Source organism: Pseudoalteromonas maris (assembly GCF_049257235.1).
Taxonomy (GTDB): domain Bacteria; phylum Pseudomonadota; class Gammaproteobacteria; order Enterobacterales; family Alteromonadaceae; genus Pseudoalteromonas.
In genome coordinates this window covers 175,379-201,727 of sequence record NZ_JBMMUF010000006.1, presented here as the reverse complement: position 1 = coordinate 201,727, position 26,349 = coordinate 175,379, and the positions used below count along the sequence as shown (strand labels likewise).

Genomic DNA, 26,349 nt, shown 5'->3' with positions numbered 1-26,349 from the left:
TGCTAAAAGTGACCGCGCCTGTAACTATAGTTCGATAACGTCACAGGGAACAAAGCACAAAAATGACAAGCCAACACATCGTAGTGATTGAAGATGAGCGCACCATCGCCGATACCTTGATACATGTGATTGAACAAGCCGGGTTTAGCGTAAGTTGGTGTGCGACGGCACAGCAAGGTTTAGCAGCGCTGCATAGTCAGCATACAGATTTGGTGTTGTTAGATGTTGGTTTACCTGATGGCAATGGCTTTGAGCTTTGCAAACAGATCCGCAGCTTTAGCTCTGTGCCGATAATCTTTCTCAGTGCCAGAAACGATGAAATTGACCGTGTGGTTGGTTTAGAAATCGGTGCTGATGATTACGTTACCAAGCCATTCAGCCCCCGCGAAGTATTGGCCCGTATTAAGCTTCGTATTGCCAAGGTACAACCTCAGTCCACACCCGCCGCACACGTTACAGAGATGGGCCTACATCCGCAGCAATATGACTTTTTTGTTGGCACGCAAGCATTGCAGTTAACCGCGCTTGAATACAAGCTACTCAATAAGCTATTTAGCCACCCCAAACACGTTTTTAGTCGAGAGCAGCTAATGCAGGCGAGTGACATGGCTAATGGCACACATTATGAGCGCAATATCGACTCTCATATCAAAGCGGTTCGACAGAAATTGAAGGCGCATGATTTAGCGGATGTGATCCACACTAAACGTGGCTTTGGGTATTTCTATGAGCCTAAATAACTCACCTGGCTCACGCATCGATAAACTATTTCAATGGCCAAAAATCCCCTTGGGATTCAGGCTGTTTTTACTTTATGTGGTGGTGGTGATCCTGACGACGTATGTGGTCAGCTCCACGGTGATACGAGAAATTAAACCGACAGTGCGTCAAGTTAGCGAAGAAACCTTGGTTGATATGGCCAACTTGCTGGCCACACTAGCAACCCCTTATATGCAGCAAGGAAATTTAGCGAGCAGTGAATTCTCAGAGCTGCTTGTTCATTTTGGTAAACGTGATCCGCAGGCCGCTATTTGGGGCATGGACAAAAGCAGCATTAATCATCGAATTTATATTACAGACGCTGACGGTATTGTGCTGGTGGACTCGTGGCAACAAGATGTAGGCGCGGATTTTTCGCGCTGGAACGATGTGTACCTGACATTACGCGGTGAATATGGCGCGCGCTCAAGCGCGCAATCAGCCGATGATCCCAATTCAACCGTGATGCATGTAGCCGCCCCCATTAAAGTCGGCGATAACATCATCGGCAGTGTTACTGTGGCTAAAGCTAATCGTTCCGTGCAACCCTTTATCGACAATGCCAAATATCGAGTTTTAACTTGGCTGGTAGTGATGAGTGTGGTGGCCTTGCTGTTGGGGGCGTTGATTGCTTGGCGGATTAATCGCGCCTTGGAAAAATTGGCTGACTATGCAGCCAAAATGGGCCGTGGAGAAAAAGCGAAAAAGCCGGTATTTCGAATCTTTTATGAATACGCCCAACTGAGCGATGCGCTTGGGGATATGCGCGCCAAACTTGATGGTAAAAATTATGTTGAGCAGTATGTGCAAACCCTTACTCATGAACTCAAAAGTCCGCTAAGTGCAATTAAAGGTGCGAGCGAGTTACTGCAAACGCCATTATCAGAGCAAAAGTTACACCTATTTGCGGGTAATATTGAGAAAGAAAGCGAGCGTATGCAGGATCTAATCGACAACTTGCTGCAACTTGCGCGGCTGGAAAAACAGCCACAGCTGCAATCTCGCGAGCAGGTCTTACTGGCACCTATGATCACTCAAATTTGTGACTCCATGCTGGCGCGAGTGACCAGAACAGGGGCGTCCTTGAGTCTTGACTGCGATGAACACAGTTATGTGCTTGGCGATGCATTTTTAGTCCAACAAGCGCTCTACAATCTAGTAGAAAACGCGTTTGACTTTGTGGCCGCAGATGGTGATGTGCAGATAATTGTTACCCAAGAGCTGCATGAAACACGCGTTGCGGTGCGCAACCAAGGCCCGCACATACCCGATTACGCACTTGATAAAGTTCGAGAGCGCTTTTACTCCCTGCCAAGAGCTGATGGCCACAAAAGTACAGGCTTAGGGCTGACATTTGTAGAGCAGATCATGCAGCTACATCATGGGCAGCTACATATAGAAAATACCCCAGACGGCGTGTGTGTAACGCTTATTTTTAAAACTCCATAAAGTCTCCACACACCCTACACCTGAACTCCAAATTAGAGGAATAGGCTTATGCCTATATCATCACATGGAGTTAAATAAATGAGACAAAAATTAGGTAATAAATTACTCATTATCGCGGGATTAACCTTGGTGTTGCTGGTGCCAATAATGTTGATCAAGGGGCTTATCTTTGAACGCTCCGCACGCTTGAGCGAAGTACAACAAGAAATAGCTCGCAGCAGTAGCGGCGAACAAACGGTGATTGGTCCGTTTTTGTATGTGGAGTCATTAGTACAAAAAAATAACGACCAAGGTCAGAGCTACACCATCGTTAACAAGCAGGTGATTTTGCCAGATGAATTAACGTGGCAAGCGGACCTCACTACCTTCGAAAAATACCGTGGTATATACAAAGCTAACCTTTATCGCTCTCAAAACAGCATCAATGCCACCTTCTCAACCAAGATGCTACAAACCTACGCAGACATGAATGTGACCAAAGTAAATTTGGTGATGGCGGTGGAAGATATCCGCGGTATTGGTGTCGGCAGTGAGGTGAAATTAGCCGGTGAGCAGCGCAGCTTCCTACCTGGCACCCAATTAAAGCAACTCGCCGGTGGTGTGCATGTGCCATTGGAAATGAGCGCTCTGTTAGAGCTGGAAACGCTTACCACGCAAGTGACTCTGAACCTGCAAGGTATGACACGATTTGCCATCGCGCCTATCGGTGAAGAAACACATTTTTCCATGAACGCAGATTGGCCGCACCCTAGTTTTGTTGGTGATTACTTACCAATCGCAACGGACATAAAAAATAATGGCTTCACAGCAAATTGGCAAACCAGCTTTTTTGCTACGAACATGCAGGATATGTTTGCTAATTGTATGAGTAGTAAGGGCATTTGTAATGACTTGCGTGAAAGAAACCTAGGTGTAAATTTGGTGGACGGAGTCGATCACTATTTAAAAAGTCATCGTGCGACTAACTATGCCACCTTGGTGTTGTTTTTAGTATTTTCGAGCTTTTTCTTGCTGGAGATTTTGCGCAAAGAGGCTATTCACCCTGTGCAATATGGATTTGTTGGCTTGGCAATAGCGGTATTTTATCTCTTGCTGGTGTCGCTTAGTGAGCACTTTGGTTTTAATTTAGCGTATGGCGTATCAGCGCTGGCATCAGGGTTGTTGCTCAGTATTTATGTGGCTGGCATGCTGCGTAGCAGCAAACAAGGAGGTCTATTTTTCATCGGCATTAGTTTGTTGTATGGCGTGCTGTTTAGTCTGTTGTCGGCGGAAGACTATGCCTTGTTGATGGGCGCGATATTGGTGTTCGCCGTATTGAGTCTCATTATGATGCTAACCCGCAAATTCAATTGGTACGGACCCAACGAATAAACCTAAGCAATGGCACCTATCTCTAAGTCGAGGTCGGGATAGGTGCGAAATAAAGTGCAGTCTTCAATGAACTTAGTCGCCTGCACCAAGGTCTTTAGTACACCATGTGTATCGAAGACATAAGGACATGTTTTTTAGAACGATTCTCATCTCATTGCTGCTGCACTTAATCGTGCTGTGGTTGTTATTGCGCACGCCGACCCCTGCGGTCATGCACAACCTAGATGTGGCGCAAAAAAAACCTTAAGGTGGTGATGATCACGCTTCCTACACCGCAGCCTGTGGCTGCCGATACTCCTCGCTCCGAGGTTGAGATTATTGAGCCAGAGGTGAATGTTCCTGAGTTACAAAATGAATCGGGGGAAACATCGTCATTGGCACAAGTTGGTGAGCGTCAGTCTTCACCTAAACCCCTGAGCAATTTGACAACTAAGCCTCAAGACCAAGCATTACCAACGTCGCAAATTAAGACCATCGATATTTATACTAATTTGGAGCAACGTGTGGCAAGTGCCTACGCACAATCAAAAGAAAGCACTTGATCAACTGCCCCATAACACGGCAACGGTGCCTAAAGACGTGTTACATAATTCCCAACAAATGAAGGTATTGGCCGGTGATGTAGTGTCAGGAAACTATCGATTTGAACAAAATGGTCGTTGTTTCGTGATGCTAGCTTCCTCGCCTATGTCAGATTCGGATATGCCTGCGGGTGACGTGCCCTGTGCCGATGCTAAGGGTAAAGAACAGGCCGCATTGAATGCGGCCATGGATAAGTGGTTAAAGTAAATTATGAGCGCGATAAGAATACTTTTATGGTTTCACCAATGCGCAAGGTGTCTTTAGATAAGTTGTTCCATTGTTTGAGTTTGGCGACTGTCACATCGTAGTGGCGGGCAATCTTCCACAGGCTTTCTCCTGATCTCACCTTGTGTTCAATTTGCTCATCGGCTAATACAGGTAAAATCAGTTTGTCGCCAATACGAATGCGATCAGATTGCAGGTTATTAAATGCCTTGAGCTGGCTGACTGTCAGTTCATAGCGTTTGGCTATCACGCTCAGGCTATCACCTTTGCTGATCGTGTAATGATGCCACTGGCTGTAATCGCTGCTTTGCTGTTTGGCGATGATACTCTGCCAGTGTTGCTTTTTGTTCGCAGGAACCACTAGGTGTGGCGAGTCGATAATCGCAGGAAAACGGATCACACCATGGTTGAGATTCTCCAGCTCGCGCCATTGCTTTTTATCCGCGAGGATCACTGCGCCTGTCATAGGCAAAGTGGTAATTGCAGATTCATTGGCAATAGGCGGAAACTCCATCTTTTTGTGCTTGAGTAGCTGCACTGCCGCGAGTAGCTTAGGAACATAATGACGGGTTTGTTTCGGTAAACTAAGCGCAAAAAAGTCAGTACTCTTTCCTGCTTTTTTATTCTTCTCTATCGCTTTAAATACACGGCCTTCACCAACATTGTAGGCAGCAATGGTGTGATACCAATCACCGTCAAAACGCTTGTACAAATATTCCAAAAAATCCAATGCCGCATCGGTGCTGTTGATCACATCTTGGCGACCGTCATACCACGGGCTAATTTTTACCCCGAAGTATTGCGCCAATGCCGGTGTAAGTTGCCACAGCCCTGAGGCATGTTTGTGCGAATAGGCGCTGGCATCAAAGTCGCTTTCAATCAGGGGCATTAACGCCAGCTCAATAGGGAGGTTACGCTTTTCTACTTCGGTGACGATATGGAAAAGATACGGCTGTGCGCGGCGGCTGATCTCCTCCATGTAATTAGGATGAGACAAATACCACTGAATACGGCGCATTACATCAGGATGGGTGCTATCAGCAAAGCGCAATTGCATACGAATACGCTGCCATACATCATCTACTTCTTGAGGAGATTCTTGTGGAGTATCGGTTGCGATTTTATCCCCTTGTTGTGGGCTTTGAATATCGTCTGACGCAGGTGTGTGTTGTTGTCGTTGTTCTGTGATCTGCGGTTGTGGTTCAGGTTGTGTGCTTTGACACGCGCCGAGTAAAGCCGCGGCGCAGAGAATAAAAATTCGAGACATAAAAAACACTCAAAATTCGAGTTAAAAGAATAATGAGCTTAAAGAGTCAGGCTGAACACACAGTGAGTTTGCAGTGATGGCGCGACGGCTCATTTCATTATTATTGCTTTGATAGACAAACTATTTTTTAGATAGTTCTATCTTATTTGGAGACACAAAAAAACCCGCCATGGGGCGGGTTTTGTTCTAGAGCGTGTTGACCTTAACAGCTGCGCTTTTTACGGCGCAGGAATGCAGTTAGCGGCAGTAGTAAAGTGAATAAATACAGAGAGCCTGAGCTACTGCTTGATTCTACTTCTTCCACTAATACCCTCACTTCTTGCTCTACCGATTCAACACCATCAGTAAGAACCGCCGTGAAAGTATGCGCACCTAAAGTCAGTCCACTTACCTGAGTTACCAAGCTTGAAGGTGAGCTGATAGTGCCTGGACCTTGCCATGAAATAGACAGGGTGTCGCCATCGACATCATAGGAAGCAGACGCATTAAGCTCTACAGTATCACCTTCAACGATGGTTAAACCTGATGTTGCTATCATCAACGTAGGAGCATCATTTTCTGGCATTACATTCAATGTAAATTGCGTTGAATGCGCATCCGACGGGAAGTATTTGTCAGCAACAGTAACGGTTACTACCGTAGTGCCTGAGAAGTTGGCGACAGGAGCAATATCAATCGTGTCACCTGACTCATGGCCATGTACAACGGCTTCAATGTGCTCGCCTGTTACGCTAATCACGTTACTATTTTTGTCTGTATCATGATAAACAACCTTGATACCTTCGAGCATCGCATCTTCAGCAACATTCATGTCAGCCATTTGTGCAACGGTGATGTTGCTCGGTGATGTTATTACTAGCTCATGCGATGTTGAGTCCATGCCATAGACATCACTCATTACCTTGATTGGTAGGCGTTGACCCGTTGCGGTGTTGTCCATTTGTACTTTGAAGCTTAAGTTGAACGTTGTTGATTCAGGACCTTGATAGTCATAACACACAACTAAACCATCCTTGATCACGTCACTCATGTCTCCATAGTGGAACTGTGTTGCTAAACCACCATAAGTTGGGCCATAAGTGCCGCGAGGACCATAGAAACCATACAAGCCAATACTCGCATCATTTAAGCCCAGTAACCATGGCGTAATTGGCAGATTACTTTCTTCAGCGAATGTAATGTTGTCGTAAGCCATAACCACTTCATGTTGGTTATCGCCATAGTGGTACTCTAGATTGATGTACGTTTGGAAGTCGTATGAATCTTGCCAGCTTAGCCATTGTGTTTCGCCTGTTTGCCAATCGTACATTGGAGTGGCAGTGCGAGCATCGTCCCATTCGATCAACAAGGCTTTTGGTGCATCGTTATACACAATGGTAATACCGCTCGATTCCTGATCAGGGATCCAATCAGGTACTAGCTCCAAAGGTGTACTTAATGAGCCATCGAATGTGCTACCACGAAACATTGGAGCAATCATGGTATCCGGCATGCCTGTAAAGCTCAGCATAGTTGCATCGAATTGGTAGTGATCAGCCCAGAACTGTGGTCCATGGTCAAACTGCACCCAACCTTGCGGACTAATATTGATGCTACGATATTGCATGTGCTCCTCATTTTCATAAGGGGCAAATACATGGTCATCACCTTGGAATAAATCGGTGAATTTGAAGCGATATTGGTCTTGATACGAACCACCAAAACTTGGCTTAAAGCCTTCGTCATGTAAGTTGATATAACCACCATCCGCACTTAATGGCATGCGACAAGATTGATCGGTTACATTGGTCGATACCTTGTACTCACGCGCCCAGCTTTCTGAGTTTTGTTGAGTACCTGTTACCGTAATCGTATTGTCCGCAACTGACACATTACTTTGTGTGTAGTGAATATTATCAACAGTCGCAGAACCTTCCACATACTGCATGCCTTGAGGGATCACAGCAGAGATAGCAAAGTCGCGGTCTAACCCAGAGGTGTTAGCCAACACCTCGACGTTGACATCAATTACATCACCCGCTTTTGCCTGAGATTGACTGGCTGTTGTGGTGACGTCATCTTGTCCTCGGGTAATGTTGAGAGGGATTGCTCCCATATTGCCTGCATCATCGGCAGATGAGCCTAAGTCAATTAAGCTATATACACGTTCACCTTGTTGCCAGTTCGCAAAGTCCCAATCAATGTGTACGTCCACACTGTGAGTATTTGCATCAACAATCGTGTCAGTGCTAACAGTGATGTTGGCAGCAGGATTATCGCTAATTACACCCATTGCTACTTCATAGGTGTCTGAAATGTTGTCAGCAAACCACGAGTTTTTGTAGTTGTGGAAGATAACCCAATATTTACCTGGCTCAGGGTCGCTAATGCTACAGAAGTCATTTTCAGTGGCAGAGTAAGACCAACAAATGGTTTCATCTAGGAAACTGATTTCACCATCGTTATTGATATCTTGGCCAATAAACACATCCAAATCACCGAAATCAACAGGCTCTTTGGCCGTTGAAGAAACGTGACGAATTACATCAGCAAAAAGACGCTTTGAGCCCATTGGTACATCAATCCATCTCACCGCAGCACCGTTAAGATCACTGTCAAAGTAAGGTGAAACGGTATCATCGTCTTGCGCCATTGTGAGTATTTCAACAGGTGCTTTGGCTGCTGCAAATGCACGGCCATTAAACTCTGCTAGACGAGATACTGGCATATCTTTAATTGTGTATTGGCCCTTATCGCGATGTGCTTCAATATTAAGAAGTTGCGGTAAGTCGTTACGTGAAAAACGAATTTTCATTGGCCAGTGAGCATTTGGTGTATCTGCATCTGCAGACTCCAGCGTCACATTGCCAAACAGATAGCTGTTCTCTGGACTGCTATTTTGCGTGACTGCATCAAGAATTTTCGCAGTGACTATGATGGTCTGAGACTCACCTGCTTTTAGGCTAAAAGTAGCAGGAGAAGCTGAAATCTCTACGGATACCGCATCGTGATTCGGTGTGCCAGTTACTGTCCATGTGCCATCTTTAGTGGCGGTAACTGTGCGCATCCAACTACATGTTTGCTCACACGATGTGTCTACTAATGTAGGTAAGTTAAGAGTGGTAGGGTTACCACCATTGCGTGGGTTGGCCAGTTCCATGTTGATGGCTGTTTCATCCATCACCAAGCCAGCATTAACTGCTGCGGCCACGTTGATTAGACCAGAGCCGCCACGTAAATACGGATCGCGGCCAGAACCATCGTCCATATCAGCATTTGCCGTCATTTGTGCGGCAGATTGAACTTCCGCAACACTCCAATGCGGGTGAGCTTGGCGGATTAGCGCTAAGGCACCAGCAACATGCGGCGATGCCATTGATGTGCCGTCGATGACATTCCAATCTGCGGCAGATGGGTAGGCGGTAAACGGTTGATCATCAGACCAAGGCGCAAACACTTGCACACCCGGTGCGGAGATGCTCGGCGTCAATGTGCCGTCAAATTTAGGGTTTTGTTTTGCTGAGGTAAATGAGGCAATAAGGTTTTGTTTGCTTTCATCGACGGTTGCAAATGCATTTGCTTGTGAAATGGTGGCCATATGGTTTGAACCTGAAGCCATCCAAGCAAGCACTTTGTCAGCATCTCGTTTGCCAATATGGATACTTGGTAGCGGGTACATGTCGGTAACTAAGGCTGAGCTGCTACCATACAGCGATTGGTTATACAGAATGAAACCGCCTGCGCCAGCCGCTTTTACATGTTCGGCCTTTGCCATGCGTGGCATATTTGAGCGCTCACACATAACAATTTCGTCGCTGCTAAAGGTGTTTGGTGCAAACTCAGAATCACAGCTTTTATCACCGTAATTTTCAGCAGAAACCAAGATGCCAGTGAAGCCTTCAGAAATACTCGCTCCGGTAATTTCAGCAGGTGCCGTGGTATCACCACCACTAAACTCTCCCAGTGTTTTCTCTTCAACATCAAAAGTACGGCCATGGTGCGTTGCTGCAACGTTTAGGAGCCAAGGTGAGTTGTGGTTTGTCGGTGAGTTAAAACCACCATTACCAGCGGCAGCCGCAACCGATATCCCTGCTGCATACGCAGAGAAGAATGCCTGTTCAATTGCTTGCTCCCAAGGGAAGCCATCACCACTGATTGAATAGTTAATAACATCGACGCCATCAAGCACAGCCTGCTCAATTGATGCCAACGTCGCTTCTGTAGGGCAACCGTAATATGGGTTTGTAACGCCATCGCCACCGTAGCACGCTTGGTACATGACGACGTTTGCACGCGGGGCAACACCCGATACTTGTGTTACATAGCCTGTATCGCGGCCATCGCCAGTATTCCCTAGCGTGTCTGGGTCTGCATCAAAGCTCGGTAATTGCAAAGGTGCTTCAAATACCACATTACCGGCAGCCGTGCCTGCTACATGAGAACCATGACCGTTATAGTCTTCACCAAAATAAGGGCGAATTTCCTGTGGGTTCCATGGATTATGATTTGGGTACCCTGGTTGGAAGTACTCTGCATCGTACATGTCAGCAATGATATCCCAGGTATACACACCAATAAGCTTGTCGTTACAGCGCTCGGCGAATTCCTCTAGCTGACACTGGCCTAAATAATTACCTTCACCTAAGGGGTTGGTATGGTCATAACCGTCATCACTAACGTCTGCAAAAGACACATGGTCGCTGTTAATACCGGTATCAATAATACCTATGACTTGACCCTCACCTTTATATGCCAAGCCATCATGAGAGCCCTGCCCAGTCCAAAGCTGATCTGCTTTGATCACCTGAGGACCAACATCAGAGTCGATGGTATGTAAAATTGAGCGCTCAATGCTCACAACACGGTCTGATTTAGCCAGTTGTGCCGCGTCTTGTTGCGTTAACTCTGCAGTTACAGCGTTGAGCGTTGCAGTGAAGCGTCTACGCACATTGAGTGGTACACCTAGGGTATGCGCTTCGCTGACAAAAGCGCTTTGCTCGTCGTGCAAATATGACTGGTATTGAGAGATATGGCTGGAATGTGCACGAGAATTAGTAAATAGCTTATTGCTGTGTGGCTGACTTGCCGTGCGCTGTCCATATTGTGTTGCTGAAACAGGTTGCAATACGGTGGCAGGGATACCGTTTACACCACCCTGATAGGTCGCGATTGGCGCGTCTTTGAGTTGAATGATGTACACATTAGTGCCGGTAACATCTTGCTCGAAAGTGAACTTGTCTTCTGGCTTTAACTTTTTAAAAACACGATTTGTAGCGCCTTGTCTCAATTTGGGATTCAGAGAATCAAATTGCTTACGCTTGTTTTCAATTGACTCTTTTTTGATATCAATTTTTTCTGCTGAGATGTTCAGCGGTTGCCAGCCTTGTGAGACTGATGCCGCTATTCCTGCTGAATAGAGCGCCGCCAGTGTGGCAGCTGAGATTGCTTTGAGTTTCAAAACAAATCCTCCCGGTTAATTGTTATTAGAAGTGCTAAAAAGCAATCTCTATAAAAGCATGAGGAAAAGGCTTTACTTGTAGCAAAGTGTCCGAAATTACATGGAAACAGCGGTGAAATTAGAGGCGTGACTTATTATAAGGTTATGATTTATATCGCTATTTTTGATTTAGGTGATAAATGTGCAAATTTGTATGATGCGTAAATGTAATATTATTTTCTTGTTATATATCAATGTGTTGCTTTTATGGGTAATTGAGTTTTTGCAATTTTTAAGACTTCACCAATATTGCTTAAGTTATGCTCGTTTAAGTATAGTTCAGCCCTAACTACCACGACTCGGCTGTGTTATGAAACTTGCCATGAATTTGTTCGCTTTAGCGACGATACTGACCTCTATGAGTGTCAAATCAACACAAAGTGATTATATCTACCAGCCAAGTAACTCATGGGTTTTGGGGGCTGCTTTTGGTTACGGCAAACTCGCAAGTCCATTAAAAGGTAGACAAGAAATCCCTTTATACATCCTGCCTGACGTTCGCTATTACGGTGAAAGATTTTCACTGGATAATTTAAATGCCTCATACGCGTTGATAGAAAAAAAAGGTTGGGTTGTCGAGCTGATAGGCTCACAAAACTTTGATGGTGTGTATTTTCCTGGTAAGCATCGACAAGAGTATGGCGCATTTGCAGGGTCATTTTCAGGGTCATTTTATGATCTGCTCACACCTCGGCCTGCGGCCCCTGCGCATCGCTCAATGTCTTATCTGGGCGGAGTAGAGACGCGTTTTTATGACTCACAGTGGGTAAATGTTTATATCTCGTGGCAAAAAGATGTGAGTAATGTTCATCATGGCAGTGAAACGAAACTAAGACTGCTAAAAAATATCAGCCTACAGCCATTTCAAGTGTCTCTTGAGGGGCGACTCACATACAAGAGTGACGCCTTGTCGCGTTATTATTTCAGTGTTCGAGAGGGCGACATTGTCAGTGGCGATCATCACTATCAGGCAAGCGCTACCCTTGATTGGTTGCTAGGAGTAAATGTTGCGTATCCTATGAGTGAACAGCTCGCGGCTGTTGCTTCCTTTCAGCAGCAATGGTTTGGTGGAGGTGTTAATGACAGCCCACTGCTGAGAACAACTGCTCCTTACAGCTTCTTCGTGGGGATAAAATATGTGCTTTAGGCCATTGCTTATCACCACGTGTTTCGTTTTTATCACGGCGCTGAGTTTTAGCGTCAGTGCACAAAACGAGATCAAGGAATTTTCAATAAAGCCAGCGTTATGCATTGTTGAGCAAGAAAAGCTGTGCCACCAACGGTTCATATTTTACTGGCGGTTAACGCAGCCAATGCAAGCGTGTTTGTTCAAAGCCTCTGAGGATGAGCCCTTGCACTGTGCGTACACCAAAGAAGTGAAGTTAACGAAGGATATCGTCTTACTCGAATCTCAAGAGTTTGAGTTACGCTCGCCTCAACAGGCAGTGAAAGAGACAATATTTGTGCGCCAATTACGTGCTGATGTGCGCCAAGTGCGCCGCCATATATGGAGTGTTTTTTGATATGCACACAATTGAGTATCGTATCTTGCTGATTGAAGATGATCAGCGTCTCGCTCGTTCAATTTGTGATTTTCTCAGTAGCAATGGCTTTATTGTTAAGCATTTCGTTAACGGCGATAACCTAGAAAGTATTGTGAGTAGTGGTTCTATTGACCTAATTCTATGCGATGTCATGCTGCCAGGGACAAACGGCTTTGAAATAGCTCGGGCGATTCGAAATAAATTCGACGGCCCTTACATTTTTATGTCGGCCTTAAATGACAGCTACCATCAACTCAAGGGGTTTAAACTCGGAGCGGATGATTACATAACTAAGCCCGTTGAACCTGAATTGCTGTTAGCGCGCATTAACGCGTGTCTGCGACGCGGCCTGCCCTATAAAGAAAATCAAAACGTGATCGAAATTGAGAACCTGACGATTGATAAGCCAAATCGCGTCGTAAAAGTTGATGACCAACCCATTGCGTTGACGCGATGTGAGTTTGACTTACTGTGGATTCTTGCGTCTCAGCAAGGAAAGGAAGTGAGTAGAGAGTTCTTGTTCGTTAATACTGTTGGTAGGCAATACAATGGTTCTGATCGCACAATCGATGGGCGTGTGAGCAGGCTAAGAAAGAAACTTGAGCAGTATCAGAATCTAAAGTGTGAGGTTGAAACTCTCTGGGGACAAGGCTACTTACTCTCGGTGAAAAGCCAATGATCAGTCGATTAATTCAATACTACTTTGTTGTCGTGCTGGTGCTATTTTCACTTATTTTAACCGCTGACTTTTGGTTTCAGCGTCACAATGAGTCTGATAAGCCTCATGGCATGACACAGAGCTTACACCTGCTATTAGAGCTTGCACAACATCATTGCGCGACGGTTGATTGTGACGCGTCGACAACGTTTTCATCAACGCAACTCAGGTTGCTTGAACGGGCAAATTTTGTCTTACCGCAGAGCTACTCTACGCGCTTTTCTCAGCAACAACCGTTAGTGGTGAGCGATAAATCAGAGCTCTATTTTTACTACCCTTTTTCACCCCGTTATGTGCTTGAAATAGGCCCTTTACTTGTTGATGAGCCCACATACTGGCGTTGGTACAGTGTATTATTCTATGTTGTTTTAGGTGTCGCCTTTTTACTTATTTTATGGCCTTTATATCGCGATATATGGCGAATAAAAGAAGCAACTGAGCAGTTCGCTCAGAGTAAAGATCTCGATAACCTAGCAGTGCCTTCGTCTCGTTTTTTCAAGCCAGTGACAGATACCATTAATTGGATGTTGCACAAAATAGCCAAACTCATGGCGTTGCAAAAGGAGCTCTCAGGTACGCTATCTCATGAGCTCAGAACGAATTTATCGAGATTAAAGTTCACCTTGGCGACGCTGAATGAGGATAACCTTGATAAAAGCAAAGTCTTGTTAAAACAGGACGTGGTAGAAATTGAAGCGCTGATAGAGCAATACTTGAACTTCTCAAAAGCGGAGCACGAGCAACCACAGCTGGAAATAAAGGAGCACCGCCTGTCGGCGACAATCAACGGATATTTAGAGCAATTGAGCACGTATAGCCACAAAGATTATGTATTTTCAGTTGCAGACGATCCCGTAGTAAAGGTCGACTTACCCTTTTTATCTCGTGCTATCAAGAACTTGATTGACAACGCTTTTAAGTATGCCGACAGCCAAATAAAGCTCACTTTGGTTATAAAACAGCAACACCTAGTCCTGCGTGTTGAAGATGACGGCAGTGGGGTAAACGCGCAAGAAATTGATGAGCTTTTCCTGCCTTACACGAGACATAATAATACTCAATTAGGCTACGGCTTGGGGCTAGCGATTACCAAAAAGGTCATTCATTGGCATGGTGGCGATATTCACGTGCGAGAAAGTGACACTCTTGGCGGAGCATGCTTTGAGATGCGTATCCCTACAGCGTAAAGCAAAAAATATGTATTTTTTTTAATCGGTCTGTGCACTTAAAACGTTTAATTCTTGGTGAGCATAAAGAGGAGCTTTTCCATGCAAGCAAACGAACTAAAAGCAGCACTGGCCGATAACCAATACAACGCCATCATCCTGAGCTATGCCGACGCTAACCATTATCTAGCCGGTGCATTAGACTCGCAGGGCAACTACCATATTCTGGGCGACAATCGCCAAGCCATGAAGCCGTTTAATTCACTCAGAGAAGCGGAGCAAGCACTTGCTAACTTGGGAGCGACCAAGGCGCTGTTGAAAATGCAATCTGCATATGATGAGTGTGGACCAAGCGATGGCTTGATGGATCATATTTCAGACATGGAAATCCGTAATCTCACCTAGGCGTTGGCTGGCACCATGTCAGCCTAAGTTCGGCAATAGCATCCCATCGCATTACTGACCAACAATTCACTATGATAGCCACGGGTGTAGTTGGCTATCACGGTATCGATGATCCCATCTTTGGCAGCGCAGGCGAGTCCAACAGATAGCGGCCCTGCATAAATCACGTCGTTTTGATTATTAAATAAAATGGCGGCAGGCACTGCTGGCAGCCACTCTCTGTGGCCATCAGTCAGTTGCAGTTGTGTGACCTCAATCCCTGCTTGCAGTGCATCCTTCACTACCTTAGTTTGATGCGCCTCACTGACTTTAGCGCATTGGCATGACGCATCTGAAATGATGACGAGCGAAGGGCCAGAATGGGGCGTGTTATTGACTTCTCGCGCTAGCGTTAACCACTGTGGTGATTGCAGCTGATTTTCTGGATCAAACTCCAATGCGCGCTGTTGAATCGCCCACCAAAGAGCACACACAGTGGCCATCAGCCATATTGTGCTAACGATAAGCTTCGAATACCTGCCAAACATACCGCTGCGACTTTATTAACGTTTAAGCGCTCTAAAGCGCTCTACTTGGGCCTGCATCTGCTCAATGGCACCAGCCATAAGACGAATTTGCTCATCAAGTTGCTGAATGTTATCTGCATCGCGCTCAAAGTCTTCTCTAAACTGTGCACTTTGAGTCGCAATTTCTTGGGTGTTGTCTGCTTGCTGGGCAACGATATCGTTCACACTGCGAGAGTCGTTGCGGATAGACTCCATGGTGTGTGCTACTGACGAAATAGCACCAAGCACAGAGGAGCTAAGCGACTCAACCGTCGTGATTTTCTCGATACACTCGCTCATTGATGACGTAGAGCGCTCACTGTTACTGATAAGCTCACTCAGGGTACTCGCTATTTTGTCGGTTGCTTGTTTAGATGTATTCGCCAATGAACGTACCTCATCGGCAACAACCGCAAATCCTCGGCCTTGCTCACCTGCTCTAGCAGCTTCAATTGCCGCATTGAGCGCCAGTAAGTTGGTTTGTTCGGCGATGGTGTTTATGTCGTTTAGTAGGTTTGAGATCAAGGCACAGCTGCTATCAAGCTCTTTCACCTGTTGCTGTGTTGTTTGCAGTAATTGGCCAAGGGCATGTGCTTGTTGGTCAGTTTCACTCACCTGTAAGTTCGCACTTTGCAGCTCTTCGGTAATATTGCCGTATTGCGCGAACACCCCTTCGCTTTGGCTATGCACTTGTGCAAAACCATCGGCTACCCGTTCACCCGCGTCAGTGATCCGAGCATTTTGCTCACGCTTTTGGGTTATGCCTTGGGTTAGCGTATTTTGTAGCGCATACACATGCTCTGCACTTTGGTTTAAAGCCGTTTGCTGAGTTTGTATTTCCTGTAACGCATCACTCATGGTGTTTAGCAGCGCATTAAACTGCTCCAGTGCCGTATTGTCTGGGTTATCAATTCGTACAGACAAATCTAGCTTCATCGGATCTTCACTGATACGTGAAATAGCGTGTTCCAAAGATTTACTGTTACGATGTTCTAAGAGCAGCATGTAGGCAATGTATGCCGCTATCATTGCTTCTGCGATAGCGTAAATGGCGTGGATGATCACCGTAGAGAATTTCAAGCGCTCAGCATCGAACACATAGACCCCTACCTCATTCGTTTGCATGAAGAAAAAGCTGAGATGATGCACCGCAACGAACACCAGTGCCGTGATAAAAATCTGCCAGCGGGTGAATATCACCAGTATTGCCATCAAAATAAAGATTTCGAAATGCACCTCAATGAGGCCATAGGCTTGATGAATATGTAAAAAAGAAAACATCATCAACGCCGCCGCGCACACGTGATGGGTAAGCGCACTGTTTGGGTCAGAACGCAGTAACATCACAGGCACAGAGCCAATCAAAGCACCAATGAGTGCGCCTTGAATGGCATTATCAAAGAAAAGTCCAAGCACAATGGACTCAACGAATAAGAAGACGATCAGCGATGACATCAACGATGACGGTTTGACCACAGCATACCTCACTGACAAAAGCGGTTTATATGTTATTGAAGTTAGTCATTGTTTGCGCGCATCGCAAACAATAGTGTGATAAAGCTGGCACAGCACTACGTAAAGAATAGCATGCTCGATCAACTATTTACCCGCATTCGCCAGTTCGGTGGTGGTGTAGTCATTATTATAAAAATTAATACTGTTGGGGCATGTAAAGCATTGAGCTTTGCCTAAAGTTTCGACTATAATGCGCATCTTTCGAATCGAAACTTAGCAATTTCAAATGACCAAACGCAATACCCAACAGCGCCGCCATACTATCCTAAATCAAGTGAATGAGTTAGGAGAAGTGTCTGTGGAAGCGTTAGCGGAACAACTGCAAACGTCAGAAGTTACGATTCGAAAGGATTTGGCATCACTAGAACAAAGTGGCTTATTGCTACGCCGATATGGTGGTGCAATTGCGCTGCCAAGCGAAATCGTCGCCAGTGAAGCGCCGCAAGATTCATCGCGCAAAGTGGCCATTGCTAAAGCGGCAGCGGCACTCATTAAAGACCATCACCGCATTATTATCGATAGCGGCAGAACCACGGCAGCCATGATCCCAGAGCTAGCGAGCAAGCGTGGCTTGGTGGTGATGACAAACGCGATTAATGTTGCCAGCCGCCTGTTAGCGCTCGAAAATGAGCCAACCTTATTGATGACCGGTGGCACGTGGGACCCACACTCAGAGTCATTTCAAGGGCAAGTGGCAGAGCAAGTATTGCGCTCGTACGACTTTGATACCTTATTTATTGGCGCTGATGGCATTGATGTTTCGCGAGGAACCACTACGTTTAACGAACTGATTGGCTTGAGCCAAGTAATGGCTGAAGCCGCACGCGATGTAGTGGTCATGGTTGAATCTGAAAAGATTGGCCGCCGAATCCCAAATTTAGAATTACCTTGGCAAAGTGTGAGCACGCTTATTACCGACAACAACTTAGCGCCGAATTTGCGCCAAGAGATACAAGCGCATGGCATTAATGTGATCTGCGCCGAGGTCAACGAATAACGCCCTGAGCGACAACCTCAGAGCAACCTAAATTAACGTACACATACTGTGCAAATGGAGAATTTATGTGTGGAATTGTTGGGGCTGTTGCAGAACGCCCAGTAAATAAAATTTTGATCGAAGGCTTAAAGCGACTTGAGTACCGTGGATACGACTCTGCGGGCGTTGCGCTATTGCAAGGAAGTGCTTTAAATAGCGTAAAGTCTGTAGGTAAAGTTGCAGCACTTGAAAGCGCGCTGAATGAAGCGAATGTGTCAGGCACTACAGGTATCGCGCACACACGCTGGGCTACCCATGGTGGCGTAACAGAAGCCAATGCTCACCCGCATTTATCAAACAATGAACTGGCGTTAGTGCACAATGGCATTATCGAAAACCATGCCAGCCTGCGCGAAGCGCTTAAAGGCGATGGTTACACCTTCTTATCTGAAACCGACACAGAAGTTATGGTGCACCTTATTCACCAGCTTCGCCAACAGCATGATTCTTTATTGAATGCTGTTCAGGCCGCAGTGAAGCAACTTGAGGGCGCATACGGCACAGTGGTATTTGATAAAGCGAATGAAAACGAAATCATCGTTGCTCGCTCAGGTAGCCCACTGGTAATTGGCCTTGGTTTAGGCGAAAACTTTATCGCGTCAGATCAGTTGGCACTTCTGCCTGTAACGCGTAGCTTTATCTTCCTAGAAGAAGGTGATGTAGCGCGCATTACTCGTAACAGTGTAGAAATCTTTGATATCAACGGTAACGTAGTTGAGCGTGAAGTCGTTGAGTCAAACATCACCCAAGACGCTTCGGGCAAAGGCGAATATCGCCACTACATGCTTAAAGAAATTTACGAGCAACCCATGGCTGTGCGCAACACGCTCGAAGGCCGTCTGCAAGACGACCGCGTAGCAATTGATGCCTTTGGCGAAAGCGCAAATCAAATTTTTAAAGACGTAAAACACGTGCAAATTATCGCCTGTGGTACGTCATATCACTCAGGCATGGTTGCCCGTTACTGGCTTGAGCAATTTGCAGGTGTAAGTTGTAACGTTGAGATTGCCTCAGAGTTCCGTTACCGCGATTCATTCGTGCACGAAAACAGCTTGCTGGTCACTATTTCACAGTCTGGTGAAACAGCCGATACTCTTGCTGCATTGCGCCTTGCCAAAGAGCAAGGTTACATGGCGTCTATGACGATTTGTAACGTACCAGGTTCGTCATTGGTGCGTGAATCTGACTTGGCCTTTATGACCAAAGCCGGTGCGGAAATTGGTGTTGCTTCAACCAAAGCATTCACAACACAACTTGTTGGTTTATTGATGCTAACAGCGTCAATCGCGCAGGAAAAAGGCTTAAATCAGGCAGAAATCGTTAACGCGATTAAAACGTTACCTAACAAGCTAGAAGAAGCTCTGTTACTTGCTGATGGCATCGAGCAACTCGCAGAAGAGTTTGCTGACAAGCACCACTCACTATTCCTTGGCCGTGGTTCACAATACCCAATTGCGATGGAAGGTGCGTTAAAGCTTAAAGAAATTTCGTATATTCACGCTGAAGCATACGCGGCAGGTGAATTAAAGCACGGCCCATTGGCACTGATTGATGCAGACATGCCAATCATTGTTGTGGCACCAAATAACGAGCTGCTTGAAAAGCTTAAATCAAACGTTGAAGAAGTGCGTGCTCGTGGCGGTATTATCTATGTATTCGCGGATAAAGATTCACACTTCGAGTCAGACGACACCATGCGTGTTATCAACGTGAATCACGTAGAAAACGTGATAGCGCCTGTGGTTTACACCATTCCGTTACAGCTGTTGTCGTACTATGTAGCAGTGATCAAAGGCACCGACGTTGACCAACCTCGTAACCTAGCAAAATCGGTAACGGTTGAGTAAGGTAAGTTGATATTGAGCGAAAAGCCGACTTTTTGTCGGCTTTTTAGTGCTCAGGATAATCTAAGGGGTATGCGGTGCATCAAGAATGAGCGTTCGTACTCTTTACTGGGTTTGATTTATTTTTCTACATTCAAAATACAAAACTCCGCTTGTAGACAAAAACCAAATAACAGCGATAAACATAGTTATTAAATTAAATGACAACGCTTTCATCAAGGCAAAATAGTTGAAGATTACATAGGCCGCTGTTATTAGTACAAGCTTTAAGTTTTTCCAAAAAGTAAGACTTCCAACTATCATTTTTAACGGCTGGTCTTTGCCTAATATCCAATAACTTGTGATGCAATATAATGCTATAACTATGAGAACATCCCTATAGTCCTCCCTAGCTATATAAAGCGTAATGGCCATTACTGTTGTCAATATAAAGAATACAAAGGTTATCATTTTTAAGGCCACGTTATTGAAACTATCACTCTAATATTTGAAGCCAGAGAGCTAAGAGTAAAAGACAAAAAACAAGCAATACCAAAGACAAACAGCCTGTAAGAGCAAGACCCAGAACAATGCTTTGCAAGATGTACTAAAAAATCTAAACCACAAAATAAAGCCAAAAAGGTAGCTTATTTTATCTGCACCAGTCCACAGGTGGATTGGCTCACCGAGCTCTTTATGTAGCTTGGGTTGCTTTGATTTCATTAAAGTTAGTCCAATGCCATCACAAACTAACATTAATATTAAGGCTATGGAGAAGACTATTTTGCTCATTATTTTTAGTTTTAAATGTGTTTGGCTAGATTAGCCCACTTCCCTTGAGGTAGCTATGCACTCCCACAAGTGAAACCAGCAATAGCAGTCTTGACCAATTTAATAGCCCCAGATAAACATAATTAATATTGCTTTTACAGTGTTCATTAGACTTGAAGCAAAAAGATGACAATGTAATTTCAATCACTTCAGAGAAGCCAACTTTATTGCGTGTTTTATTTATTTCTTGCCTTGCTAAAAAGGTGGTTGCGGCAAACGCGATTACAATCATCACAAGATAAATCATTACGCTAATCCCTCTTTGTTGTCTCAGCCGTGCAATCCTCTACTACTTTAATCTTTATGTTTGGGATACGCATAACGTCTTATAAAGTACAAAAAAATTAGTTTGTTAATAATGACGACCACTATAAGTAAATACAATAACTCAAGGTGATTGTTCACATAGGTATTCACTGAATTGAGTTGCGTGCGGTGAATGCCTCGCTCAGCTTTCAAACTCATTAACGCAACGTCGATGTTTTGCGAGGCTGTGTCCAGTGATACAGTCGCGACTTCCTCATACGAAGCTATGACTTTGCCTAATTGATGATGTCTGAATGCATCAACCACTAATATATAAAAAACAAATACCCAACTTGCTGAAATTGTCATAAATAGTATTTTTTTACGCATATAGTCTCTTCCCAAAATATAAGTTACCCATACTATCACTGCACCGTTAGCAGCTTTTTCAATATTGGTAACTCTACGTGCCTTTTTGTGGTGATGGCATAGAAGCTTTCAGTTACCGATTCGAGTGAGGCGTAGTTTTTCAATGTACCTGCTTGTATTTCATCTTGTACAACAACTTCGGGAACAACGGCAATCGCATCGGCATCTCGGGCTAGTAGTCGCAGCATGGCCATGTCGTCTACTTCGGCATATGGTTTTAGTTGTAAGCCATGGTGTTCGCAGTACAGATCAAACTGGGTGCGGATCTCGCTGTCGCCCCCTGGCAACAGGAGTTTTACTTTATCTAAATCTTGCGGGAAGCCTAAGCCCGAAAACGCCTGCGTATTTGGGCCAACCAAACACACGCCTTGTTGCGCTATGAGTTTACATCGCCATGGCGTGGTTGAGTCAGAAACAACGGGCCGATTTGAGAGAATCAGATCGAGTTTGTGGACTCTGAGTTGCTCAAGCAAGTCGTCAAAGTTCGATGCCTTTAGTACCAACTTTATGTCTTCTTGACCGATTACTGGGCGTAGAAAGTTCTCTTGGAAGTTACGTGATAGTGTAGAAACAGAACCAATGCGCAGCGTTTGCATGCGTTGGTGCTCACCACTTTCTAAAATTGATAACAGTTCACTGCCTAAATTGAAAATACTCTCAGCATACTCAAGCACCACATGGCCAAAATCGGTTAGCTGCAATGAGCGCCCTTGACGATGAAATAGGGCTTGCTCTAGCTGCCCTTCTAACTGCTTAATTTGTGAAGATAAAGCAGATTGAGACACGTTGAGCTTTTGTGCTGCACGAGTCAAATGCCCTTCTTTGGCAACCGTCCAAAAGTAGTAAAGATGATGAAAATTTAGCTGTCTCATGCTGATTGTTCACTAAAAGAGAATGAATTGTGAATATCTATCTATTTTACATCTGGAAGTTCTCGCTGCAACATACATACTCGAAACAGCAGGTGTTTTGATAGGAGTATTTATGGCGTTGATTCAAAGTGGCTATGCGTTTGCCGCTGTGTATGGACTGGGCTTTTTTATCAGTTTATTGACTAAGCAGCATCATTGGAGTGTAGCGCGTATCACCACCTTTTTGGGTTTGCTCGCCAGTATCGCCTTGCCTGTGATTGATGCTTTTAACTCCCAAACCGCATTGCCGCACATGACCATTGTAATGGGCATTTTGGTTGCTTTATTGGGTTGGGTGATTGTTGATTACGCTTCGCGATACCTCGAGGGCGACACAGGCCAACCTCGATTCGTTCGCGCCATGTTAGCCACCTTATTCGCCGTCGCGTTACTGGTAAAAAGTGATAACCTGCTGGTAATGGCTGTGGCATGGAGTGCCACCAGCTTTAGTTTGCACTTCTTGCTCACCCACTATAAAGAGCGCAAAGCTGGGCAAATTGTTGCCCATAAAAAGTTTATTGCCAGTCGCTTAGCAGACATTTGCTTAATCATCGCCTTGTTTCTTAGTTATCACTCCTTCGGCACCTTTTCTTTATCCAGCATCGGTCAGCAACTACAGGCATTCAATGAACTCCCTGTTTTGTTAGGTGTTGCAACCTGTTTATTTGCGTTGGCAGCCATTCTTAAAACTGCACAATTGCCACTTCACGGTTGGTTAATTCAAGTAATGGAAGCGCCTACGCCCGTCTCTGCTTTACTGCATGCTGGTGTTGTGAATATGGGTGGCTTCGTATTGATTTCGCTTGCCCCTTTGCTTGATATGGCACCAAAGGTTCAGGCTATGCTGGTGGTGTTTGGTGGCATGACGGCGTTACTGGCCGGTTGGGTGATGATGACGCGGATCAGTATTAAAGTTCGCCTAGCATGGTCTACCTGTGCGCAAATGGGTTTCATGTTGCTGGAGATAGGTCTAGGGCTTTATGAATTAGCATTACTGCACTTGGTTGCACACTCAGTGTACAAAGCATACAGCTTCCTATCAGCCGGTGATATTGTGCAGCAAACCGTGAATAAAGATTACCTGCCACAATCAGCTTCAGTGAAAGGCACTGTACTTGGCGTGATTATTACAGGCGTCATTATCATGGGCACATTGTGGGTTTGGCAGCAGTGGTTGCCATCCATGACGCTCCCTACCGCAGCCATTGTCATTTTAGTCTTTGGCTTTTCTACCTTGTTGTGGCACAGCCCCTCAGCCTCAGTAACATCGGTATTAGTTGGTGTGTTTAGGGTTGTTGTGCTGCTTCACGTTTATCTTTTGTGGCATACAGGCTTCGCGCAAATCACCTCAGCTAACGAGCAGACTAGTGTTGGCTTGCTGATCTTCGTATGTGCCGTATTTACCCTGCTCTATGCTGGCCAAGTGGCGATATGCCGATACCCTCGCACCCGAGCTGTAAAGATTTTCTATCCTTGGGTATACAACGGTTTTTATTTGGATGAAACCTTTACCCGACTCACCTTCAAAGTGTGGCCAATCCAGCTCAGTGTTGAACAAGCACAAACGAAAGTTAATCGCTCAAAGACTATTAATGGAGAACGTGCATGAGTGTTCAATTAAACAGTGAAAGTAGTTCACAAACCATGTTGAATGCAGCGATTCAAGCAGCCTGTGACAGCATTGCGCCCAACTGGCCGCTCGACAAAATGATTGCGGTAAACCCTTATTGGTCATGGGTTGATAAACCGTTTACGGAAGCCGCGCACTACCTAGCGCAATTTGCCGGCTCGCCCATGGCGATGTCATTGAGCTATTACCATAAGCGCTGGCAAGCAGGGGAAATAAGCCAAGAAGATTTGGCGCACGCATTGGCATCGTCATCTGCTTTTGAAAATACCAGCCTTGATAAAGCAATCGACGCTCTCACAAGTAACAGCCACAATCCTGTGCCTGCACCTTTGCTGTGCGATACCCTTGATAGTGAACGGGACCTGCATAAAGAGCCAGCGTGGTGCGACACTATCACTCATCAGGTCGCGCAGTTCTGCGCCGCTTATTTTGATAAAGATCAGGCTGATTGGCACCCTCACAGCCGACGCACCTTGTACCAAAGTTGGCGTGAAACAATGCGTCACGACCACAGTGTGGCGCTGTTGATGAAAGCGCCGAGCATTCCAAAGCTTGCCAACAACATGGCCAAAGATCCTCGTGCGCAAATTGCCCACGCATTGGAGCAATTACATATCGCGCCTGAGCAATGGCAAGACTACTTACAAGCTGTAATGTATCGAGTCAGCGGCTGGGCGTCATGGTGTGCATACCAGAAGTGGCAAGCTAATTTGGCGCAACAACAAGACCACACGCTCATCGAATTGCTTGCGATTCGCCTAAGTTGGGAGTGCTTGGTTGATGATAAAAAGCGAGATGATGAGTCGGTATGGCAACATTGGCAACGACAATGGGGGCAACACTTCGCAGACTATGACAATGATGCCATGAGCATGCGTTTGTTATGGCAGCGCGCTCATGAGTTAAGTTATCAGCGCCAATTGAGTAACGCGCTAACCCAACCGCGTTCACTGAGCAAAACCACGGCAAAAGTGCAGGCGGTGTTTTGTATTGATGTGCGCTCTGAGGTGATCCGTCGTCACCTTGAAGCACAAAGTAACGAGATAGAGACCTTAGGCTTTGCAGGATTTTTTGGCCTACCTGTGGATTACGCACCTCTAGCTACCCGTGTTAAGCGCCCGCAACTACCGGGCTTACTGGCGCCACAAATGTCTATTTGTGACAGCGCAGGGTGTGACGAAAAAGACGCAGTGATCGCCAAACACAGAAAGGCCGCCTTGCAGCGTGAGTCTGGATGGGTTCCTTTCAATACCATGCCTTCCTCGGCTTTTACCTTGGTTGAAGCTCTGGGCCTGACTTATGTGGCCAAGCTCATCAAGCGAGTGTTACCAATCAGTGCTTCCCACCCTTCCTCTCCCGGGCTCAGCGCTAAAAATATTAAGCAACTTCGCCCTACGCTCAGCGCCGATCTCGAGCAGCAAATAACATTAGCTGAAGGGGTGCTAAAGGGTATGGCGTTAGTGGGCAAGCTTGCTCCGATGGTATTGCTAGTCGGTCATGGCAGTGAAAATGCCAATAACCCTCAGCGTGCAGGCTTAGATTGTGGCGCATGCTGTGGCCAAACCGGTGAAGTTAATGCTCGCGCCTTGGCACAGATATTAAATAACACCTCGGTACGTGAAGGATTAAAGCTGCGAGGTGTTGAAATCCCAGAGGCGACGCAGTTTGTTGCTGCACTGCACAATACCACCACAGATGACATTACCTTATTCGACACCGAACACCTTGCACATGATATGCAGCAAGCGCTCTGTCAGTTGCAAAACACTTTGGATGCAGCTTCAAGTGCTGCGCGTGTTGAGCGTGCCCCGCAGCTGGGCCTAGATAAAAGCGCGAATGATGCAAAAGCATTGCAAGCTAAAGTGACTCGACGCACTAACGATTGGGCGCAAACACGTCCTGAATGGGGACTTGCCAATAATGCCGCTTTTATCATCGCGCCACGAGAGCGCACCCGCGGGCTCAAGCTCGATGGCCGTACCTTTATGCATGAATATAACAGTGCCGCAGACGCCGATGCGGGTGTACTGGCGCAAATCATGACCGCGCCAATGGTAGTGACCAATTGGATTAACATGCAGTATTTTGCTTCTACGGTTGATAACCACCGCTATGGTTCGGGCAACAAGACCTTACATAATGTGGTTGGCGGGCGCATGGGCGTATTTGAGGGTAACGGTGGTGACCTGAGAATTGGTTTGTCGATGCAATCACTGCATGATGGCACCGAGTGGCGTCACGAACCTCTGCGACTCACAGTGGTGATTGATGCACCAGAGCAGGCGATAGCTTCGGTTATCAACAATCATGACATTGTAAAGCAACTCGTCGACAATCAATGGCTGTACTTGGCACGGTTTGATGGCGACACGCTGGCATTTTATGAGGGCGGAGAATGGCAAGCGCCGTTCGCAAAATAAT

20 protein-coding genes are annotated in these 26,349 nt (G+C 45.8%); 14 read left to right on the top strand and 6 right to left on the bottom strand.

The genetic code is table 11. The features are described 5' to 3' along the window. Positions 1-62 precede the first annotated feature (62 nt). The 5 genes from AAEU32_RS10715 to AAEU32_RS10695 all read left to right on the top strand — a co-directional run bounded on the left by AAEU32_RS10715 (position 63) and on the right by AAEU32_RS10695 (position 4,368). Positions 63-740: a response regulator gene (locus AAEU32_RS10715; protein WP_421970515.1), complete on the top strand. Its 678-nt coding sequence runs from the start codon at positions 63-65 to the stop codon at positions 738-740. Next, positions 727-2,208 carry a two-component system sensor histidine kinase CreC gene (creC, locus tag AAEU32_RS10710; RefSeq protein WP_347391450.1) on the top strand — a complete coding sequence of 494 codons (1,482 nt, stop codon included), beginning with the start codon at positions 727-729 and terminating at the stop codon, positions 2,206-2,208. Before AAEU32_RS10715 ends, creC begins: the two co-directional genes overlap by 14 nt. Positions 2,209-2,286: 78 nt before the next feature. Continuing rightward, complete coding sequence (gene creD, locus AAEU32_RS10705) at positions 2,287-3,579, top strand: cell envelope integrity protein CreD (RefSeq protein ID WP_421970514.1); 1,293 nt, start codon at positions 2,287-2,289, stop codon at positions 3,577-3,579. A 224-nt stretch (positions 3,580-3,803) separates the two neighbouring features. Further along, positions 3,804-4,121, top strand: coding sequence for a hypothetical protein (locus AAEU32_RS10700; protein WP_421970513.1), 318 nt, complete (start codon positions 3,804-3,806; stop codon positions 4,119-4,121). Continuing rightward, positions 4,090-4,368, top strand: a complete 279-nt coding sequence (locus AAEU32_RS10695; protein ID WP_421970512.1) for a hypothetical protein — start codon at positions 4,090-4,092, stop codon at positions 4,366-4,368. The genes AAEU32_RS10700 and AAEU32_RS10695 overlap by 32 nt, the downstream gene beginning before the upstream one ends. A gap of 1 nt (position 4,369) precedes the next feature. On the opposite strand, the gene AAEU32_RS10690 is transcribed toward AAEU32_RS10695, so the two are convergent. After that, on the bottom strand, positions 4,370-5,653 hold the full coding sequence (locus AAEU32_RS10690) for a LysM peptidoglycan-binding domain-containing protein (protein WP_421970511.1): 1,284 nt from the start codon (positions 5,651-5,653) through the stop codon (positions 4,370-4,372). A gap of 202 nt (positions 5,654-5,855) precedes the next feature. Continuing rightward, positions 5,856-11,090: a S8 family serine peptidase gene (locus AAEU32_RS10685; protein WP_421970510.1), complete on the bottom strand. Its 5,235-nt coding sequence runs from the start codon at positions 11,088-11,090 to the stop codon at positions 5,856-5,858. Positions 11,091-11,451: 361 nt separating this feature from the next. Between AAEU32_RS10685 and AAEU32_RS10680 the strand changes: the two genes are divergently transcribed. From AAEU32_RS10680 to AAEU32_RS10660, 5 genes are all read left to right on the top strand, one after another. Beyond that, the gene (locus AAEU32_RS10680; RefSeq protein ID WP_421970509.1) at positions 11,452-12,276 is read left to right on the top strand and encodes a MipA/OmpV family protein; all 825 of its coding nucleotides are present in this window, start codon (positions 11,452-11,454) and stop codon (positions 12,274-12,276) included. Next, positions 12,266-12,652, top strand: a complete 387-nt coding sequence (locus tag AAEU32_RS10675) for a DUF3019 domain-containing protein (RefSeq protein ID WP_421970508.1) — start codon at positions 12,266-12,268, stop codon at positions 12,650-12,652. Before AAEU32_RS10680 ends, AAEU32_RS10675 begins: the two co-directional genes overlap by 11 nt. 1 nt (position 12,653) lies before the next feature. Then, positions 12,654-13,352 (top strand): response regulator transcription factor, encoded by a 699-nt coding sequence (locus AAEU32_RS10670; protein ID WP_421970507.1) that lies wholly within the window; start codon positions 12,654-12,656, stop codon positions 13,350-13,352. Then, positions 13,349-14,578, top strand: a complete 1,230-nt coding sequence (locus tag AAEU32_RS10665) for a sensor histidine kinase (RefSeq protein ID WP_421970506.1) — start codon at positions 13,349-13,351, stop codon at positions 14,576-14,578. The genes AAEU32_RS10670 and AAEU32_RS10665 overlap by 4 nt, the downstream gene beginning before the upstream one ends. Positions 14,579-14,659: 81 nt before the next feature. Further along, positions 14,660-14,962 (top strand): DUF6482 family protein, encoded by a 303-nt coding sequence (locus tag AAEU32_RS10660; protein ID WP_421970505.1) that lies wholly within the window; start codon positions 14,660-14,662, stop codon positions 14,960-14,962. A 23-nt stretch (positions 14,963-14,985) separates the two neighbouring features. On the opposite strand, the gene AAEU32_RS10655 is transcribed toward AAEU32_RS10660, so the two are convergent. Then, a complete protein-coding gene (locus AAEU32_RS10655; protein WP_421970504.1) occupies positions 14,986-15,444 on the bottom strand; it encodes a DUF6436 domain-containing protein in 459 nt (152 codons plus the stop codon). Between the two features lie 60 nt (positions 15,445-15,504). Continuing rightward, the gene (locus AAEU32_RS10650; protein ID WP_421970503.1) at positions 15,505-16,983 is read right to left on the bottom strand and encodes a methyl-accepting chemotaxis protein; all 1,479 of its coding nucleotides are present in this window, start codon (positions 16,981-16,983) and stop codon (positions 15,505-15,507) included. Between the two features lie 265 nt (positions 16,984-17,248). Here AAEU32_RS10650 and AAEU32_RS10645 point away from each other — a divergent pair, with 265 nt between their 5' ends. Together AAEU32_RS10645 and glmS are read left to right on the top strand one after the other, a co-directional pair. Further along, a complete protein-coding gene (locus tag AAEU32_RS10645) occupies positions 17,249-18,019 on the top strand; it encodes a DeoR/GlpR family DNA-binding transcription regulator (RefSeq protein ID WP_421970502.1) in 771 nt (256 codons plus the stop codon). 65 nt (positions 18,020-18,084) lie between these two features. Further along, on the top strand, positions 18,085-19,905 hold the full coding sequence (gene glmS, locus AAEU32_RS10640) for a glutamine--fructose-6-phosphate transaminase (isomerizing) (protein WP_421970501.1): 1,821 nt from the start codon (positions 18,085-18,087) through the stop codon (positions 19,903-19,905). Positions 19,906-21,006: 1,101 nt separating this feature from the next. Here glmS and AAEU32_RS10635 read toward each other — a convergent pair. Continuing rightward, positions 21,007-21,348, bottom strand: a complete 342-nt coding sequence (locus AAEU32_RS10635) for a hypothetical protein (protein WP_421970500.1) — start codon at positions 21,346-21,348, stop codon at positions 21,007-21,009. Between the two features lie 35 nt (positions 21,349-21,383). After that, positions 21,384-22,259: a LysR family transcriptional regulator gene (locus AAEU32_RS10630; protein ID WP_421970499.1), complete on the bottom strand. Its 876-nt coding sequence runs from the start codon at positions 22,257-22,259 to the stop codon at positions 21,384-21,386. A 112-nt stretch (positions 22,260-22,371) separates the two neighbouring features. Here AAEU32_RS10630 and AAEU32_RS10625 point away from each other — a divergent pair, with 112 nt between their 5' ends. Further along, positions 22,372-23,907: an NADH-quinone oxidoreductase subunit L gene (locus AAEU32_RS10625; protein ID WP_421970498.1), complete on the top strand. Its 1,536-nt coding sequence runs from the start codon at positions 22,372-22,374 to the stop codon at positions 23,905-23,907. Next, on the top strand, positions 23,904-26,348 hold the full coding sequence (locus AAEU32_RS10620) for a YbcC family protein (RefSeq protein WP_421970497.1): 2,445 nt from the start codon (positions 23,904-23,906) through the stop codon (positions 26,346-26,348). Before AAEU32_RS10625 ends, AAEU32_RS10620 begins: the two co-directional genes overlap by 4 nt. Position 26,349 lies beyond the last annotated feature (1 nt).